The sequence below is a fragment of the Myxococcota bacterium genome, from assembly GCA_035498015.1.
In the GTDB taxonomy this organism is placed as follows: Bacteria; Myxococcota_A; UBA9160; order SZUA-336; family SZUA-336; genus VGRW01.
In genome coordinates this window covers 14,005-29,353 of sequence record DATKAO010000052.1, presented here as the reverse complement: position 1 = coordinate 29,353, position 15,349 = coordinate 14,005, and the positions used below count along the sequence as shown (strand labels likewise).

Annotated in this window: 12 protein-coding genes; 5 read left to right on the top strand and 7 right to left on the bottom strand. The window is 72.2% G+C overall.

Annotated elements, in window-relative coordinates; translation table 11 throughout:
* Positions 1-12: 12 nt before the first annotated feature.
* From hemF to VMR86_04380, 4 genes are all read left to right on the top strand, one after another.
* The gene (hemF, locus tag VMR86_04395) at positions 13-933 is read left to right on the top strand and encodes an oxygen-dependent coproporphyrinogen oxidase (GenBank protein ID HTO06277.1); all 921 of its coding nucleotides are present in this window, start codon (positions 13-15) and stop codon (positions 931-933) included.
* 54 nt (positions 934-987) lie between these two features.
* Positions 988-1,920: an alpha/beta hydrolase gene (locus VMR86_04390; protein ID HTO06276.1), complete on the top strand. Its 933-nt coding sequence runs from the start codon at positions 988-990 to the stop codon at positions 1,918-1,920.
* Positions 1,921-2,312: 392 nt separating this feature from the next.
* Positions 2,313-3,674, top strand: coding sequence for a hypothetical protein (locus VMR86_04385; GenBank protein HTO06275.1), 1,362 nt, complete (start codon positions 2,313-2,315; stop codon positions 3,672-3,674).
* On the top strand, positions 3,671-4,153 hold the full coding sequence (locus VMR86_04380; GenBank protein HTO06274.1) for a CAP domain-containing protein: 483 nt from the start codon (positions 3,671-3,673) through the stop codon (positions 4,151-4,153). The genes VMR86_04385 and VMR86_04380 overlap by 4 nt, the downstream gene beginning before the upstream one ends.
* Before the next feature lies 1 nt (position 4,154).
* Here VMR86_04380 and VMR86_04375 read toward each other — a convergent pair whose 3' ends face one another.
* From VMR86_04375 to mutS, 7 genes are all read right to left on the bottom strand, one after another.
* The gene (locus tag VMR86_04375) at positions 4,155-5,039 is read right to left on the bottom strand and encodes a hypothetical protein (GenBank protein ID HTO06273.1); all 885 of its coding nucleotides are present in this window, start codon (positions 5,037-5,039) and stop codon (positions 4,155-4,157) included.
* A 112-nt stretch (positions 5,040-5,151) separates the two neighbouring features.
* Positions 5,152-5,817, bottom strand: coding sequence for an SMC-Scp complex subunit ScpB (scpB, locus tag VMR86_04370; protein ID HTO06272.1), 666 nt, complete (start codon positions 5,815-5,817; stop codon positions 5,152-5,154).
* A complete protein-coding gene (locus VMR86_04365) occupies positions 5,804-6,667 on the bottom strand; it encodes a segregation/condensation protein A (GenBank protein ID HTO06271.1) in 864 nt (287 codons plus the stop codon). The genes scpB and VMR86_04365 overlap by 14 nt, the downstream gene beginning before the upstream one ends.
* 58 nt (positions 6,668-6,725) lie before the next feature.
* A complete protein-coding gene (locus tag VMR86_04360) occupies positions 6,726-7,661 on the bottom strand; it encodes a tyrosine recombinase (GenBank protein HTO06270.1) in 936 nt (311 codons plus the stop codon).
* On the bottom strand, positions 7,658-10,363 hold the full coding sequence (glnD, locus tag VMR86_04355) for a [protein-PII] uridylyltransferase (protein ID HTO06269.1): 2,706 nt from the start codon (positions 10,361-10,363) through the stop codon (positions 7,658-7,660). The genes VMR86_04360 and glnD overlap by 4 nt, the downstream gene beginning before the upstream one ends.
* Positions 10,363-11,553: an N-acetylmuramoyl-L-alanine amidase gene (locus VMR86_04350; GenBank protein HTO06268.1), complete on the bottom strand. Its 1,191-nt coding sequence runs from the start codon at positions 11,551-11,553 to the stop codon at positions 10,363-10,365. The genes glnD and VMR86_04350 overlap by 1 nt, the downstream gene beginning before the upstream one ends.
* A complete protein-coding gene (mutS, locus tag VMR86_04345) occupies positions 11,550-14,102 on the bottom strand; it encodes a DNA mismatch repair protein MutS (protein HTO06267.1) in 2,553 nt (850 codons plus the stop codon). Before mutS ends, VMR86_04350 begins: the two co-directional genes overlap by 4 nt.
* Before the next feature lie 215 nt (positions 14,103-14,317).
* Here mutS and VMR86_04340 point away from each other — a divergent pair, with 215 nt between their 5' ends.
* The gene (locus VMR86_04340; protein HTO06266.1) at positions 14,318-15,346 is read left to right on the top strand and encodes a 3-deoxy-7-phosphoheptulonate synthase; all 1,029 of its coding nucleotides are present in this window, start codon (positions 14,318-14,320) and stop codon (positions 15,344-15,346) included.
* Positions 15,347-15,349 lie beyond the last annotated feature (3 nt).

The following is a 15,349-nucleotide window of genomic DNA, read 5'->3' as shown; positions in this document are numbered from 1 at the left end:
AAGGGAGGCCGCGTGGGGGAGCCCGACAGCGCCAGCGTGCACGCGTATCTCGCGGGCCTGCAGGAGCGCATCTGCGCCGGGCTCGAAGGCGCGGACGGCAGCACGCGCTTCACGCGCCCCGCAGGCGACGCCGGCGAGGGCGTCGAGTCACGGCCGATGGTGCTCTCCGACGGCGCGTTGCTCGAGCGCGCTGCGGTGCTGTTCTCGCACGCGCGCGGGCCCGCGCTTCCGCCCGCTGCGACGGCGCGCCGGCCCGAGCTCGCGGGCAAACGCTTCGAGGCAGTGTCTCTCTCGTTGATCGTGCACCCGCGCAATCCCTACGTGCCGACCTCGCACGCGAACCTGCGCTTCTTCCGCGCCGAGAGCGACCCGCCCGCCTGGTGGTTCGGCGGTGGCTTCGATCTCACTCCGTACTATCCGTTCGACGAGGACTGCGTGCACTGGCACCGCGAGGCGCGCGCCGCCTGCGCGCCCTTCGGCGCCGGGCTGTACGCGCGCTTCAAGAAGGCGTGCGACGAGTACTTCTTCCTGCCCCACCGAGGCGAGGCGCGCGGCATCGGCGGCCTGTTCTTCGACGACTTCGCCGAAGGGGGCTTCGAGCAGGCCTTCGCGCTGGTGCGCAGCGTGGGCGATCACTACCTGCGCGCCTATCTCCCGATCGTCGAGCGCCGCAAGGCCACCCCGTACGGCGAGCGCGAGCGCGGCTTCCAGCTGTACCGGCGCGGCCGCTACGTGGAGTTCAACCTGGTCTACGATCGCGGCACGAAGTACGGCATGCAATCGGGCCGGCGCATCGAGTCGGTGCTCGCATCGATGCCGCCGCTCGCGGCCTGGCGCTACGACTGGCACGCCGAGCGCGGTAGCGCCGAGGAGCGGCTGGCCAGCGAGTATCTCAAGCCGCGTGACTGGGCAGGCGGACCGGAGCATGGGTAGGGTGCCCATGCGACCATGCCGGAGCATGGGTAGGGTGCCCATGCGACCATCAGATTGAGGGCCGCGCCCTTCCGGCTGCGCTCCGCCGACGGCGTCGAGCTGTCGGTGCGCGCGTTCCTGCCCGACGGCGCGCCGCGCGCGGTGCTGCAGATCGTGCACGGCATGGGCGAGCACGCCGCGCGCTACGAGCGCTTCGCGCGCGAGGCCACGGCCGCGGGCTGGGCCGTCTACGCCGCCGACTGCCGGGGCCATGGAGAGACCGCCGAGAGCGCAGCGCTGCTGGGTCACTTCGCCGACGCCGATGGCTGGGAGAAGGTGGTCGGCGACGTGCACACGGTGCGCGAGCGCGCCGCGGCGAGTCACTCGGGGTTGCCCTACGCGCTGCTCGGCCACAGCATGGGATCGTTCATCGCGGCCGACTACCTGACTCGCCACGGCGTCGGGCTGCGCGCGGCGGTGCTGTCGGGCTCGGCGGCGAGCATGGGCCCGCTCGGCTTTGCGTTGCGCGCGGTGGCGCGCGCGGAGTGTCTGCGGCTGGGCGAGCGCGCGCGCAGCCCGGTGCTCCAGAAGCTCTTGTTCGGCCGCTTCAACCAGGCCTTCGAGCCCGCGCGCACGCCCTTCGACTGGCTGTCGCGCGACCCCGACGAGGTGGACCGCTACGTGGCGGATCCGCGCTGCGGCTTCGTGCTCTCCGCGCGCAGCTTCGGCGACATGGCGCGCGGGCTCGCGCGCTACCAGCGCAAGGACGTGCTCGCGAAGATTCCGCGCGCGCTCCCGATCCTGCTCGTCGCCGGCGAGCTCGATCCCGTCGGCGGGCGCGCGGGTGTCGAGAAGCTCGCCGCCGAGCTGCGCGCCGCCGGTCTCGAGCACGTCGACGTGCGCATCTGGCCGGAGGGCCGGCACGAGATGTTGAACGAGAAAAATCGCGACGAGGTCAGCCGCGACCTGCTCGCGTGGCTGGAGCGCAGGCTTCGCGAAAACGCATGAGAACTGCGCACCTTCACAGACGAGTTGCAGCGTATGCGGCGGTCGTTTACTTTGGCTGCATTCCCTCCAAGAGAAGCAACCAAAGGCCCTGGGATGGGCGCCCTTGGACGTGATGCACCCGAGGGATGCTTGCTCGACACGGCAGCGATTCGTCGCTGCCGTGTCCCGGTTTAAGGCGCCCGCGCAGACCTGACGCGCCGCGGCGCACCGCGCTCGGCGCGCACACGTAGTAAAATCCCTGCGTGTACGGCCCCCTACCGCGGTCGTGGGACGTGCGTTTCCACCGGGTGAGCAAGACTTTTCACAGCGCTTGCGCAGCGCGTCGGCAGCCGGCCGGCAGCTCGCCGCGCACCTCACTGAAATCTCGTGATCCGGACCGCGAGGCGCTGAACTTGCAGCGGAAGGTCCGAACCATGGTGCAGAGACTCCCATTCCTCGTGCTCGTCTCCCTCGTCCTGTGCGGCTGCGGCATCGGGTATCGCAACGGTGCCCAGGAGCAGCGGCCCGAGATCATCACCGGCATGGGTGCCACCGTGATGTACCCGGGTGAGTCCGCGCCGGCGATGCCCGGCTCGGCGATCGGCCCCGCCGGCTCGACCTCGTCGAGCAGCGCTTCGGCGCCCGGTACGAGCTCGGGCTCCAGCAGCTCCTCCGGGACTGGCGTGCCGGCCGGCGGCTCCGCCTCGGGCTCGAGCTCGGGCTCGACCGCGGGCGCGCCCGGCGGCTCGAACCTGACGCTGATCGGGCAGACCACCGAGGAGGCGTCGTCGACCCAGGAGAAGAAGGAGTTCCTGCCGATCGGGCCGCTGTTCGGGTACCCGTTCTTCTTCCTCGGCCAGACACTCGGCGAGAAAGCCGACGAGGCCAAGAAGGAGCAGATGGAGCCCAAGCCGCAGGCCGCGGCGCGCACCGTGCACACCGCCGACGACGTCGAGCGCGACCGGCTCGTGCGCGAGAACGAGGCGCTGCGCAAGGAGCTCGAGCAGCGCGCCCAGAGCGCGACGCCGGCAGTGTCTGCTGCGCCCGGCGCCTCGCACCCGGTGATCGGCGACGAGCTGGCGGCGCTCGAGCGGTCACTGGGCAAGCGCAACCCGAGCACCAGCCCCGCGCCCTCGCCTTCGACGACGCCGGATACCGCCCCCGCGAACCGGCCGCTCCTGCCGAACCAGCCCGGCCTCGGCGCGCCGGACACACTCGACCGCAACGGCGACGGGCGGCCCGACGAGTGGATCTACACCGCCAACGGCCGCCCGGTGACCGACGCGCTCGACGACGACTTCGACGGCCGCGTCGACCGCATCCGCCACTACGACGCGAAGGGCCGGCTGGTATCGGCCGACGAGGACCTGAACGGCGACGGTGTGATGGAGACCACGAGCGTGTACGAGGACGGCAAGCTCGTGCGGCGCCGCACCGACTCCAACGGCGATGGCCAGGCCGACACCTGGAGCTTCTACAACGGCGACGAGCTGCTGCGCACCGAGATCGACAAGAACGGCGACGGCTTCCGCGACGAGGTCACGATCTACTCGCACGGCAAGATCGAGCGCGAAGAGGAGGACCGGAACGGCGACGGCCGGCCCGACGTCGTGTCGCTCTACCGCGACGGCCAGCTGGTCGAGAAACGTGAAGACCTCGACTTCGACGGCACGCCCGACGTGGTGTCTCACTACCAGAACGGCAAGCTCGTGAGCCGCGAGGCCAGCTCGGCCGAGGCCTTCGAGAAGTGGGAGAACGAGGGCCCCGCGAAGTGACCAGCTGGCGCGGCCTGTTCGGATTCGCCGCGGCGTTCACGACCGCGGTCTGGCTCGGGACCGCCCCGCTCGAGGCGCTGGCGGGCCCGGAGGCGGAGCTGTTCGCGCGCGTGAACCGCGTGCGAGCGGAGCATCACCTGATCCCCCTGCGCGGCTCGCAGGAGCTCGCGCAGGTGGCGCGCGCGCACGCCGAGGACATGGCGCGCCGCGGCTACTTCGCGCACGAGAGTCCGGAGGGTCACAACGCCCTGAACCGGGTGACTGGCGCCGGCATCACCGGCTTCCGCCTGCTGGCCGAGAACATCGGCGCGTCGACCGTGAGCGGCGACCGGCTCGACGCGATCGTCGAGGAGTGGATGCGCTCGCACGACCACCGCGAGAATTTGCTCAACCCCGCGTTCAACACCGCGGGCGTGGGCGTGGTCGAAGGGCCCGACGGCCAGACCCTCGTCGTCGAGCTGTACGCGACCTACAACTGACTCAGGGCGCAGGCGCGGCGAGCGTGGCTTCCACGCTGCGGTCGTTCCAGAACACCTCGAGCGGGGCCCTGGGGTCGAAGCTCGCGGGCACCACGAGATAGCCGACGGCCATCTCGCCCGTGGGCAGGGTGCCGGGGGCGCCCAGCAGGAAGCCGGCCTCGGCCGGGGTCTGCGGGTCGGGCCGGTAGGTGCGGCCGTTCTGGACCACGAAGAAGTTCGCGCGGAAGTCCACGTCGCGCTGCGCCTGCGCGCTCCACACGATCACGTGGCTCGCGGCCGGCTCGTGGGAGAGTGTCTGGAGCGCGTAAGCCTCGAAGGCCGCCGAGTAGGCGATCTCGATCTTCAGCGTGCGCTTGCCGTGCACGTCCTCGAGGTCGAGCGTGGCGGGCGCGGCCTCCTGGCGCAGGGCGATCAGCCGCACCAGGTCGCGCAGGTCGTCGTCGGCGAGTGACACGAGCGGGGCCGCCGCGGGAGCGCGGTTGGACTGAGCTTCAGCGGGTGCGGGGTTGTGCGCGGGCCCGGAGGCGGCCTGGGGGGCGTTCGCGCTGCCATCGGGCGCCTGCGCCGCGCCTGCGATCCCGGCGCGCGCCGCGCGGATCTTCTGCGCGGTCTCGAGCAGGTTGTAGGGGTTGTTCGCGCTGCGCGCCTCCTGGTCGACGTACCAGGTGTACGGGCGCGGCAGGAGATACGGCCGGACCGGCGGCAGCTCGGAGGGATCGGCGAAGTGCGGGTTCGCGCACGGCACCGACTCGCGGCTCTGGACCACGAAGAAGCTGCCGTCCGGGCATACACCGGACAGTGACGTGTCGGCGCGCGCGCTGGCGGCGAGCGCAGCGGCGGCAGCCAGGGAGACTGCGAGCGAGCGGGTGATCAAGCGTGGGGTCACGCTCGGATTCTACTCGAAGAATCCAGCGCAAGTCTCGGCAAAGGTTGATAAAACCAGCGGGCGCTGCGCCGAGGCGCAGGGTTGGGTGCGGGGCCTGCGCGGGGGCTGCGCGCTAGTGCAGGAGCAGCTCGCCGGCAGCGTCGTCGGCGAGTGACTCCTCCTCGTCGGGAAGCGCGTCGGGCTGCTCAGACGAGCCGCTCTCACCGGGCTCGAGCGCGCTCTCGTCGGCGGGCAGCTCCTCGGACGGCGCTGCGACGATCGCCTCGATCTCGCGCAGCGCCGGCAGGTCGGAGAGCGCGCGCAGACCGAAGGTCTCGAGGAAGGTCGCGCTCGTGCCGTACAGCGCCGGACGGCCCGGCGCATCGCGACGACCGACGATGCGCACCAGGTCGCGCTCGAGCAGGCTCTTCACCACCGCGCCGCAGTCGACGCTGCGCAGATCCTCGATCTCGGCGCGGGTGAGTGGCTGGCGGTAGGCGATCAAGGCGAGTGTCTCGAGCGCCGGCCGCGAGAGCCGGAGCTTGCGGTCGGGGGTGGCGGAGAGAATCACCTCGGCGAAGGCCGGGCGCGTGCGGAACTGCCAGCCCGCGGCGATCTCGGCGATCTCGTACGGGCGGCCGGTGGCCGCGAGGTCCGCGTTGATCTGCGCCACGGCGGCGCTGATCTGGCCCGGAGTCACGCGCGGGAACGCCCGCTTCAGCGCGGCCAGCCCGAGCGGGCCCTCCGACGAGAAGATCAGCGCCTCGAGCGCGCTGCGGTCCAGCTCAGACTCCGCCATCGGTCTCCCCTTCCTGGTCGCTGCTGCGCGCCTCGAGCTCGGCGTCGGCGCGCGCGCCCGCTTCCTCTATCGCCGCGTCGTCGAGCGCCACGGCCAGCCGCACGCGGATCGGCCCCGTGGGCCGGCCCGACTCCTCGGCGTTCTGGAAGATCAGGAGCGCCTGGATCTTCGCCAGCTCGAGGATCGACAGGAACGCGAGCACCACGCGCTCGCGCGTCGGCTCGGGCCCGAGCAACAGGTCCTCGAAGCGGACGCTCGACGGGTCCGCCTCGCGCAGCGCGTCCATGATCTGGACCATGCACTCCTGCAGCGTGAGTCGCGCGCGCGCGACCGTGTGCCGCGCCTGCTCCGCGGGAATGCGCGCGAGCACGCTCTGCATGGCCTCGAGCAGGCCGAACAGGCTGACCGTGAGCACGCCCTCCTTCTCGGGCAGGTCACTCGTGTCGGCGGCGCCGCTGAATACGTCGCGGCCGAGCAGTGGCCGGCGCGCCAGCTCCACCGCGGCGTCCTTGTAGCGCGCGTACTCGGCGAGGCGGCGCGCGAGCTCGGCGCGCGGATCCCCGAGCCCGTCGTCGGCCAGGAGATCGGGGTCGGGCGGCAGGAGCAGCCGCGACTTGATGTGCGCGAGCGTGGCCGCCATCAAAAGATAGTCGGCCGCCACGTCGAGATCGAGCATGCGCATCAGCTCGAGATAGGCGAGATACTGCTCGCTGATCAGCGCGATCGGGATGTCGGCGATGTCGACCTCGTTCGCGCGGATCAGGTGCAGCAAGAGGTCGAGCGGGCCTTCGAACGCGGGCAGCTTCACGGCGCACGAGAACCGGCCGACGGCGGTGGCCTCGCGGTCCATCGCTGGCGACGCAGCCGAAGGCGTTTCCGGTGAGCTCTCGGCGGTCAGGTCGTTCCCCCTACGACGAGCGCGAACCTAACCCATCGCCCCGCGTGCGGCCAGCGCGGCGCGCGTCGCCGCGCGGGTGGCGGCGATTCACGAGCTCGTGCAGCCGCGCACGACTCACGTGGGTGTAGATCTCGGTCGTGCCGATGTCGGCATGGCCGAGCATCTCCTGCACGATGCGCAGGTCGGCGCCGCCCTCGAGCAGGTGCGTCGCAAACGAGTGTCGCAGCACGTGCGGAGTGAGCTTGTGCGCGATGCCCAGGGCCCGGCCGTAGGCGCGGATCCGGTACCAGACGGCCTGCCGCGTGAGTCGCTTCCCGCGCGCGCTCACGAACACCTCGGGCGCCTCGCCCCGCCGCAGCCAGCGCGGCCGCACCTCGGCCAGATAGCGCTCGAGCGCGCGCGCGGCCGGCTCGCCGAACAGCGCCAGCCGCTCGCGCCGGCCCTTGCCCTCTACCGTGCAGGCGCGGGAGGCGATGCGCAGGTCGGCCAGCCGCAGGGACGTGAGCTCCGAGACGCGCAGGCCGGCGGCATAGAGCAGCTCGAGCAGCGCGCGGTCGCGGATGCCCACGTCGCTCTCGTCGGGCGCGTGCACCAGCGCTGTGACCTCCTCGGCCGACAGCACCTTGGGCACGCGCCGCCCGCGCTTGGGCCGCGACAGGTCGGCGAGCGGATCGCTCTCGAGCAGCTTCTCCGCGCGCAGCCAGGCCAGGAGCTGCGCGCAGGCCGAGAGCGAGCGCGCGCGCGTCGAGGCCGCCAGGCCGCGCCGCTCGAGCGCGTCGATGTGGGCGCGCAGCGCGCGCGCGTCGAGCCGCGCCACCGCCAGCTCGCCCACGCCTTCGGCGAGCCGGGCCAGGTCGCGCCCGTACGCTTCGACGGTGGCCGGCGAGAGACCGCGCTCGACGGCGAGATGCGTGAGGAACGCATCGATCGCCGGGCCCAGGGTCACTCGCCGCCCTGCCCGATCGCGCGCAGCACGGATTCCTCGACCCGGCGCAGGAGGTCCGGCTCGACCAGCTTGTGACCGTCGACGGTGGTCACGTAGAAGGCGTCGGTCGCGCGGCTGGCGCGCGTCGAGGCGCGCACCACCACGAGTGAGAGACCTTGCTCGAACAGCGCGCGAGAGATGTCGTACAGCAGCCCTGGCCGGTCCAGCGCCTCGACGTCGATGATCGAGTAGAAGTCCGAGTCGTCGTTGTCCACGCGCGCGCTCGGCGCCTGCACGCGCAGCACGCGCGGCAGGCTCGGGCGCTGCGGCGCGGGAATCTCCGACTCACCCGACAGCACGGCCGAGAGCCGCTTCTCGATGCGCGCGCGCTCGAGCTCGTGCTCCTCGGTGCCGCCCGCGATCGGGTCCACGTCGAACACGTCGAGCGCGAGCCCGTCGCGCGTGGTGTAAGCCGAGGCGGCGAGGATGTTGTGACCGCAGCTCGACAGCACGCCCGCGATCGTGGCGAACAGACCCGGCCGGTCGGGCGCCACCACCACCAGCCCCCACGAGCGCGGATTCTGCAGCGTGGGCCGGAACGGCTGGACGCGCGCGGGCGGGCGGTCGGCCAGGAACGCGAACGCGGTGCGCAGGTGCGCCGCCACCTCCTCCGGCGCGTTCTCGAGCAGGTAGCGGCGCGGCATCTGGTCGAGCAACGCCTCCGCGTCGGCCTTCTCGATCCCGTCCTGGGCGAGCATCTCGACCGCGCGCGCCGAGGTGGCGCTGGCCTGACTCATGGCGCGCTCGAGCAGGAACTGCTCGGCGCTCTCGGTCTCCTGGCCGGCCTCGAGCCACTCCGCGGTGTTGCGGTACAGCCGCTCGAGCAGCCCCGCCTTCCACGAGGTCCACGCCACCGGCGACACGCTGCGGATGTCGGCCACGGTCACGAGATACAGGAGCCGCAGAAACAGCCGCGAGCCGCACAGCTTGGCGAGCCGCAGGATCAGCCGCGGGTCGTGCACGTCGCGCTGCTCGGCCAGGGCGCTCATGGTCAGGTGGTGGAGCACCAGGAACTCGACGATCGCCGTCTCGTCGGCCGTGAGACCCAGGCGTTTCGCCAGCACGGGAATCATGGCCGCGCCTTTGCCGGAGTGACCTCCGCCGCGGCCCTTGCCGATGTCGTGCAGGATGCAGCCCAGATACAACAGCACCGGGCTGCGCACCTCGCGCATCAGCTCGGTCGCGAGCGCGAGCTCGTTCTTGTATCTCCCGCGCTGGATGCGGCGCAGCTGCTCCACCAGGAACAGCGAGTGAATGTCGACGGTGTACGTGTGGTACATGTCCTGCTGCCACATGCCCACCAGGTGCGCGAACTCCGGGATGTAGGCGCCGAGCAGCCCGACCTCGTCCATGGTCTGCAGCGTGCGGTAGACGCGCATCGGCGCGGCCAGGATCTGACGGAAGAAGGCGCTCGCCTCGGGGTCGGCGCGGAAGCCCTCGTCGATCAGGTGCAGGTGCTGCCGGATCAGCCGCTGCGCGCGGGGTGAGACCTCGACGTCGTGGTGCTGCGCCACTGCGAAGGCCGTGAGCAGCCGCATCGGGCGCTCCTGCAAGAGCGACGCGGCTGGTATCTCGAGCCGGCCGTTCGAGATCGCGAAGCCCTCGGCCACGGGGTGCGACGCGTCGCGCGTCGCCTCGCGCCGTTGGATCGCGAGCTGGCGCGCGTGATCGATCGCGCGCCTGGAGGCGCGCTGGATCGCGCGCGCGTGCAGGTAGTAGCTGCGCATCAGCGCCTCGACGCCGTGCAGCGGGTCCTCCTCGGCGAAGCCGAGATAGCCCGCGAGCTGCGCCTGCGCCTCGTAGTGCAGCCGGTCGTCCTTGCGGCCCTTGCGGTGGAGCTGGTTGCGCATGCGCCACAGAAACTCGAGCGCCGCCAGGAGCTCGCGCTCCTCGTCGCCGTCGACGAAGCCCTGCACGCGCAGGTGCTCGGGCCGCCGCACCTCCCAGATCGCCGCGCGCGCGATCCACATGGCGGTGTGGTAGTCGCGCAGCCCGCCCACGCTCTCCTTCAGGTTGGGCTGCAGCAGATAGAGTGACTCGCCGAAGGCCTCGTGGCGCTTGGCCTGCTCGGCCAGCTTGGCCTCGATGAAGCCTTCGGCGTTCTCCTTCAGATAGGCCCGCACCTCGCGGTCGAGCTCGGCGAACAGCGCCGGGTCGCCCACCAGGAAGCGCGCGTCGAGATACGAGGTGAGGGTCGAGAGGTCCTCCTTGCCGACCCGCAGACACTCCGACACCGTGCGCGTCGCGGCGCCGACCACCACGCGCGCGTCCCACAGCCGGGTCGCGATCGTCTCGGTGATGGTCTCGACGTAGGGGTTCTCCTTGCCCCGGTACAGGAACAGGAGGTCGACGTCGGAGCCGAGCGAGAGCTCGCGCCGGCCGTAGCCCCCTACCGCGACCACCGCGAAGCGGAAGTTGAGCCGCGGGAAGTTCTCGAAGTAGCGGTCCTCCGCCAGCCGGAAGAGCTTGCGCACCAGGCGGTCGATCAGCTCCGCGTGCTCCTCGTTCACGCGCCGCGCGGGCGCGCCCGCGTCGTGCATGCCGAGCAAGTGCGCGCGCACGGCGTCGAGATACGCGCGCACCGAGGGATTCAGGTGCGCCGACGACGGTCCCGGCCGGCCGCGGTCCGTCGAATTGAAGAAGTCCTCGCAGACCGGCTGCACTAGCGCCTCGCGAGGATCCGGCGCTCCTGCTGCTCGCGGTACGCAGACACGCCGTCCGCGATGCCCTCGGCGGCGGCGTGCGCGAAGTCACGCGAGGCCAGGCGGCGGCCCTCGGCCGCGTTGGAGACGAAGCCGACTTCGACCAGGATGGCCGGCATGTCGGCCTGGAACAGCACCAGGAACGGCCCGCGCTTCACGCCCAGGTCGATCGTCTCGGTGTAGCTCTTGCGCAGCCGGCGGATCAGCGAGCTCTGCACCAGGTTCGCGTAGCGCGCCGCGTAGCGCTCGTTGTTCCCGAGCTTGAGCGACGCGAGCAGCATGTGCAGGTCGGACAGCTCCTTCACGCTGGTGCCGTTCTCGCGCGCGGCGACGCGCGCGGTCTGCTTGTCGTAGCGCGTGTCGAGGAGATACGTCTCCACGCCCGCGAGCTTCTTGTTCTTGGCCGCGTTCGCGTGCACCGACAGGAACAGGTCGGCGTCTTTGTGATTCGCGATGTCGGTGCGCTCGCCCAGCGGCAGGAACACGTCGCGGTCGCGGGTCAGGATGACTTCGAAGCCGCGCGACTCGAGCACCTGGCCGAGCTCGCGCGCGATCGCGAGCGTGATCCGCGCCTCGTGCAGCCCCTCGTCGCCGAGCGCGCCCGGGTCCTTGCCGCCGTGGCCGGCGTCGATCACCACGCGGCGCACCGCGCGTTCGTCCCAGTCCTTCTGTGCCGCCGCCTCGGCGGCAGTCACGGTCTTGGCCGCCGGGGCCAATGACTTGGGCGCGGCGGCCACGTCCGGCTTGGGCGCCGCCTTGGGCAGCTCGGCCACGATCCGGAACGGCGCTTCGAGCGCGTAGACCTTGGCAGCGACGCCACCGCGCGTGAGCTCGAGCACGATGCGCGAGCGCGTCAGCGTGTTCTGGCCGCCGCGCACCACGCGCAGCAGTGACCCGACGCTGCCCGGCTGCGGCGCGGCGACCGCGCCCTCGAGCCAGGTGCCGTCGACGTCGATGTAGAGCCGGCGCGGATTCGCAATCTCGTGTGTCTCGAAGCGCGCCTTGTCCGACAGCTCGATCACCACGCGCGTGAGCGCGGGCTCGTCGCTGACCGAGATCTGCTTCACGTCGCAAAGGCCGGGCGGGCGCACGCCCGCGCCCACGGAGCCGAGCGCGAACAGCAGCACGAAGGCGAGCGCCGCCGGCTTCACGACTCGCTCCCCAGCGAGCGCTTCAGGCGCTCGAGCTCCACCAGCGCCTCGATCGGGGTCATGCGCTCGGGCTCGAGCGCGCGCAGTGCTTCGCGCAGCGGATCGGGGGCGGGGGCGAACAGACCGAGCTGCGCCGGCTCCGCCGTGGCCCCGGCGCCCTGTGCCAGGCGCGGCACTCCCCGCTCATCGAACTCTCCCCCTTCCAGGTTCCGCAGCACCTCGCGTGCACGCCGGATGACCTTGGGGGGGAGACCGGCCGCACGCGCCACCTCGATTCCGTAGCTTCGGCTCGCGGCCCCGGGCTCCATGCGCCTCAGGAAGAGGATCTCCCCGTCCTGCTCGGCGCAGGTGAAGTGGAAGTTCCGAACTCCCGACTTCGTGCGCGCGAGGTCCGCCAGCTCATGGTAGTGGGTCGCGAACCAGACGCGCGGGCGCAACCCCGGGGTATCGTGGAGGTATTCCGCGACCGCCCAGGCGATGGACAGGCCGTCGAAGGTCGAGGTGCCCCGCCCGATCTCGTCCAGCAGCACCAGGCTTCGCCCCGTCCCTTCGCGCACGATGGTGGCCGTCTCCCGCATCTCCACCATGAAGGTGGATTCTCCCGTGGCCAGGGAGTCGGAGGCCCCCACCCGGGTGAAGATCCGGTCGGCGACCCCGATCCGGGCCGCGCGGGCGGGCACGAAGGAGCCCGCCTGGGCCAGCAGCACGATCAGCCCCACCTGGCGCAGGAGGGTCGACTTCCCGGCCATGTTGGGGCCGGTCAGGATCACGAACCGGGCCTCCTCGCCGTCCAGGTGCACGTCGTTGGGCACGAAGCCGTCGCGGGTCGAGCGCTCGACCACGGGGTGGCGGCCGGCCTCGATCTCGAGCACGAGCGAGCGGTCGATCGCGGGCCGGACCCAGCCGCGCTCGCGTGCCAGGTGGGCCAGCGATTGTGCGGTGTCGAGCTCGGCGATCTCGCCGGCCGTGCGCCGCAGGCGCTCGCTCCGGGCGCGCAGCCGCGCGCGCAGGTCCTCGAGCGCGCGCGCCTCGGCGGCGGCCGCCAGCTCGCGCGCGCGCAGGGTGACTCCCTCCCAGCGCTCGAGCTCGTCGGTCGTGTAGCGCTCGCCGCCGGCCGTGGTCTGCTTGCGCCGGTAGTCGCCGGGCACGAGCGAGAGCCGCGCCTTGGTGACTTCGATCGACCAGCCGAACACGCGGTTGTAGCGCACCTTCAGCGCGGGGATGCCCGTGCGCGCGCGCTCGCGCGCCTCGAGCCCGGCCAGGAACGACTCACCCTCGGCGGACTCGCGGCGGATGCGGTCGAGCTCCGGGTCGACGCCGTCGCGCACGTAGCCGGTGTGCGGCTCGCCGCGCGGCGCGGGCGGCGGCTCGTCGACCAGCACGCGCTCGAGCTCCGCGCGCAGGCCCTCGAGCGGGTCGGAGAGCGGAGTGACCCCGGCCACGCGCGCCACGCCGTGGAGCGAGGCGCGCAGGGCCGCGAGCTCGCGCGGGCCACCGGTCGGCAGCAGCGCGCGCGTGGCCGCGCGTTCCAGGTCACCCACGCCGCGCAGCGCATCGCGCAGAGACTCGCGGCGGCTGTCGGGCTCGAGCCAGCGCGCCACGCGCTCCTGGCGCTCGGCGATCGCCTCGGGCGCGAGCAGGGGCTCACCCAGCCAGCCGGCGAGCCGGCGCCGGCCCAGCGGCGTGCGCGTGGCGTCGAGTGTCTCGAACAGCGTCCCCTCGGGCCCGCCGTCGCGCAGGTTCTGGAACAGCTCGAGGTGCCGGCGCGTGGCGCGGTCGAGCAGCAGGTGCTCGGCGGCGCGGTAGCGGCGCAGTGCGCCGAGCTGCGCGAGCGAAGCGGGCTGGAGCTCGGCCACGGCCGCCACGAGCGCAGCCGCCGCGCGCGCGTCGGGCGTGCGCTCGTCTGCGCCCAGGCCGTGCGGCAGGAGCCCGGCGCGCTCGGACACCGCGCGCGGGTCGAAGTCGGCGTCGCGCACGCGCCGCACGGACGGGTGCGGCGGCAGCTCCTTCTCGGCGTCGCGCGCGACGATCTCGCGCGGCGCCACGCGGTCGAGCTCGGCCAGGAAGACCTCGCGCCGGTCGGTCTCGGTGGCCGCGAACTCGCCGGTCGAGAGGTCGAGATAGGCGAGTCCGAAGCGCTCGCCGTCCGAGAGCACCGCGGCCAGGTAGTTCGCCGCCGCGCCCTCGAGCCGGTCGGCGTTCGCCACGAGCCCGGGAGTCACCACCTCGCTGATCTCGCGCCGCACGAGCCCCTTGGCGGTCTGCGGGTTCTCGGCCTGCTCGGCGATCGCCACCGACAGACCCGCCGCGAGACAGCGCCGCACGTAGCCCTCGAGCGCGTGGAACGGCACGCCGCACATCGGCACCGGGTCGGGTGAGTCGCGGTCGCGCGTGGTGAGCACCAGGTCGAGCAGCGGCGCCGCCCGCTCGGCGTCGGCGCCGAACAGCTCGTAGAAGTCGCCCAGCCGGAAGAACAGCAGCGCGTCGCCCGCGCGCTGCTTCAGCTCGCGGTACTGGCGCATCATGGGCGTGTCGGCGCGCGGCTCCACGGGCCGAGTCTACCGTGAGGGCCGATTGACGGGCATGGCTGCCTCTGGTAAAAGCAGCCACCGTGAATTCGCGCCAGGCTTACTTCGGCTTCTACTTCTTTTGGCCCAAGACGGGGGCCGAGGGAGCAGGCACGAGCGCCTAGCGCACGCTGACAGCCGAAACCGCGGAGCCCCGAGAGAGACCTCTCGGGGCTTTTTTCGTTCTGGAGGGCCCCATGAGCCAGGTCCGGGAAATTGCGAGTCACTTGCCCACGCCGGCTGCCCTGGCCGCGCGCCTGCCGCGCAGCCCGCGCGCGGCCGCCACCGTAGAGCGCGGCCGTGGGGCGCTGCGCGACGCGCTGCACGGCAAAGACCCGCGCTTCGTGGCGATCGTGGGCCCCTGCTCGATCCACGAGCCGGCGTCCGCACTCGAGTACGCGCGGCGCTTGGCGCGGCTTCGAGACGAGCTCGGGGGCACGCTCACGCTAATCATGCGGACCTACTTCGAGAAGCCGCGCAGCGCGCTGGGCTGGAAGGGGCTGATCAACGATCCGGAGCTCGACGGCAGCTGCGACCTGGCGGCCGGGCTCGAGCGCGCGCGCGAGACACTGCTCGCGCTGAACGAGCTGGGCGTGCCTTGCGCCAGCGAGCTGCTCGATCCGATCGTGCGCCACTACACCGGCGACCTGCTGGCGTGGGCGTGCATCGGCGCGCGCACCTCGGAGAGCCAGATCCACCGCGAGATGGCCAGCGGTCTGCCCTGCCCGGTGGGCATCAAGAACCCCACTTCGGGCGAGATCGGTCCGGCCGTCGACGCCATCGTCGCCGCGCGCGGCTGCCACCGGCACCTGGGGATCTCGCCCGACGGCGGCTTCTCGCGCATCGAGACTCCGGGCAATCCCGACGCGCACCTGGTGCTGCGCGGCGGCGCGAACGGCCCGAACTTCGGTCCGGACGGCGTCGCCCGCGCCGCGGAGTCACTCGCGCCGCTCGCCCTGCCGCGGCCGGTGCTGGTCGACTGCTCGCACGGCAACTCGCGCAAGGACCCGCGCCGCCAGCCGGCGGTGTTCCGCGCCGTGCTCGAGCAGTTCGGCGCGCCCGGAACGCCGCTGCTCGGCGCCATGCTCGAGAGTCACCTGCGCGAGGGCCGCCAGGAGCTCGCGCCCGGCCGATCGCCCGCATACGGAGTCTCGATCACCGACGCGTGTCTGGGCTGGGAAGAGACCGAGTCGCTCCTGCGCGAAGCCGCCGGGCGGCTCGTGTAGCAT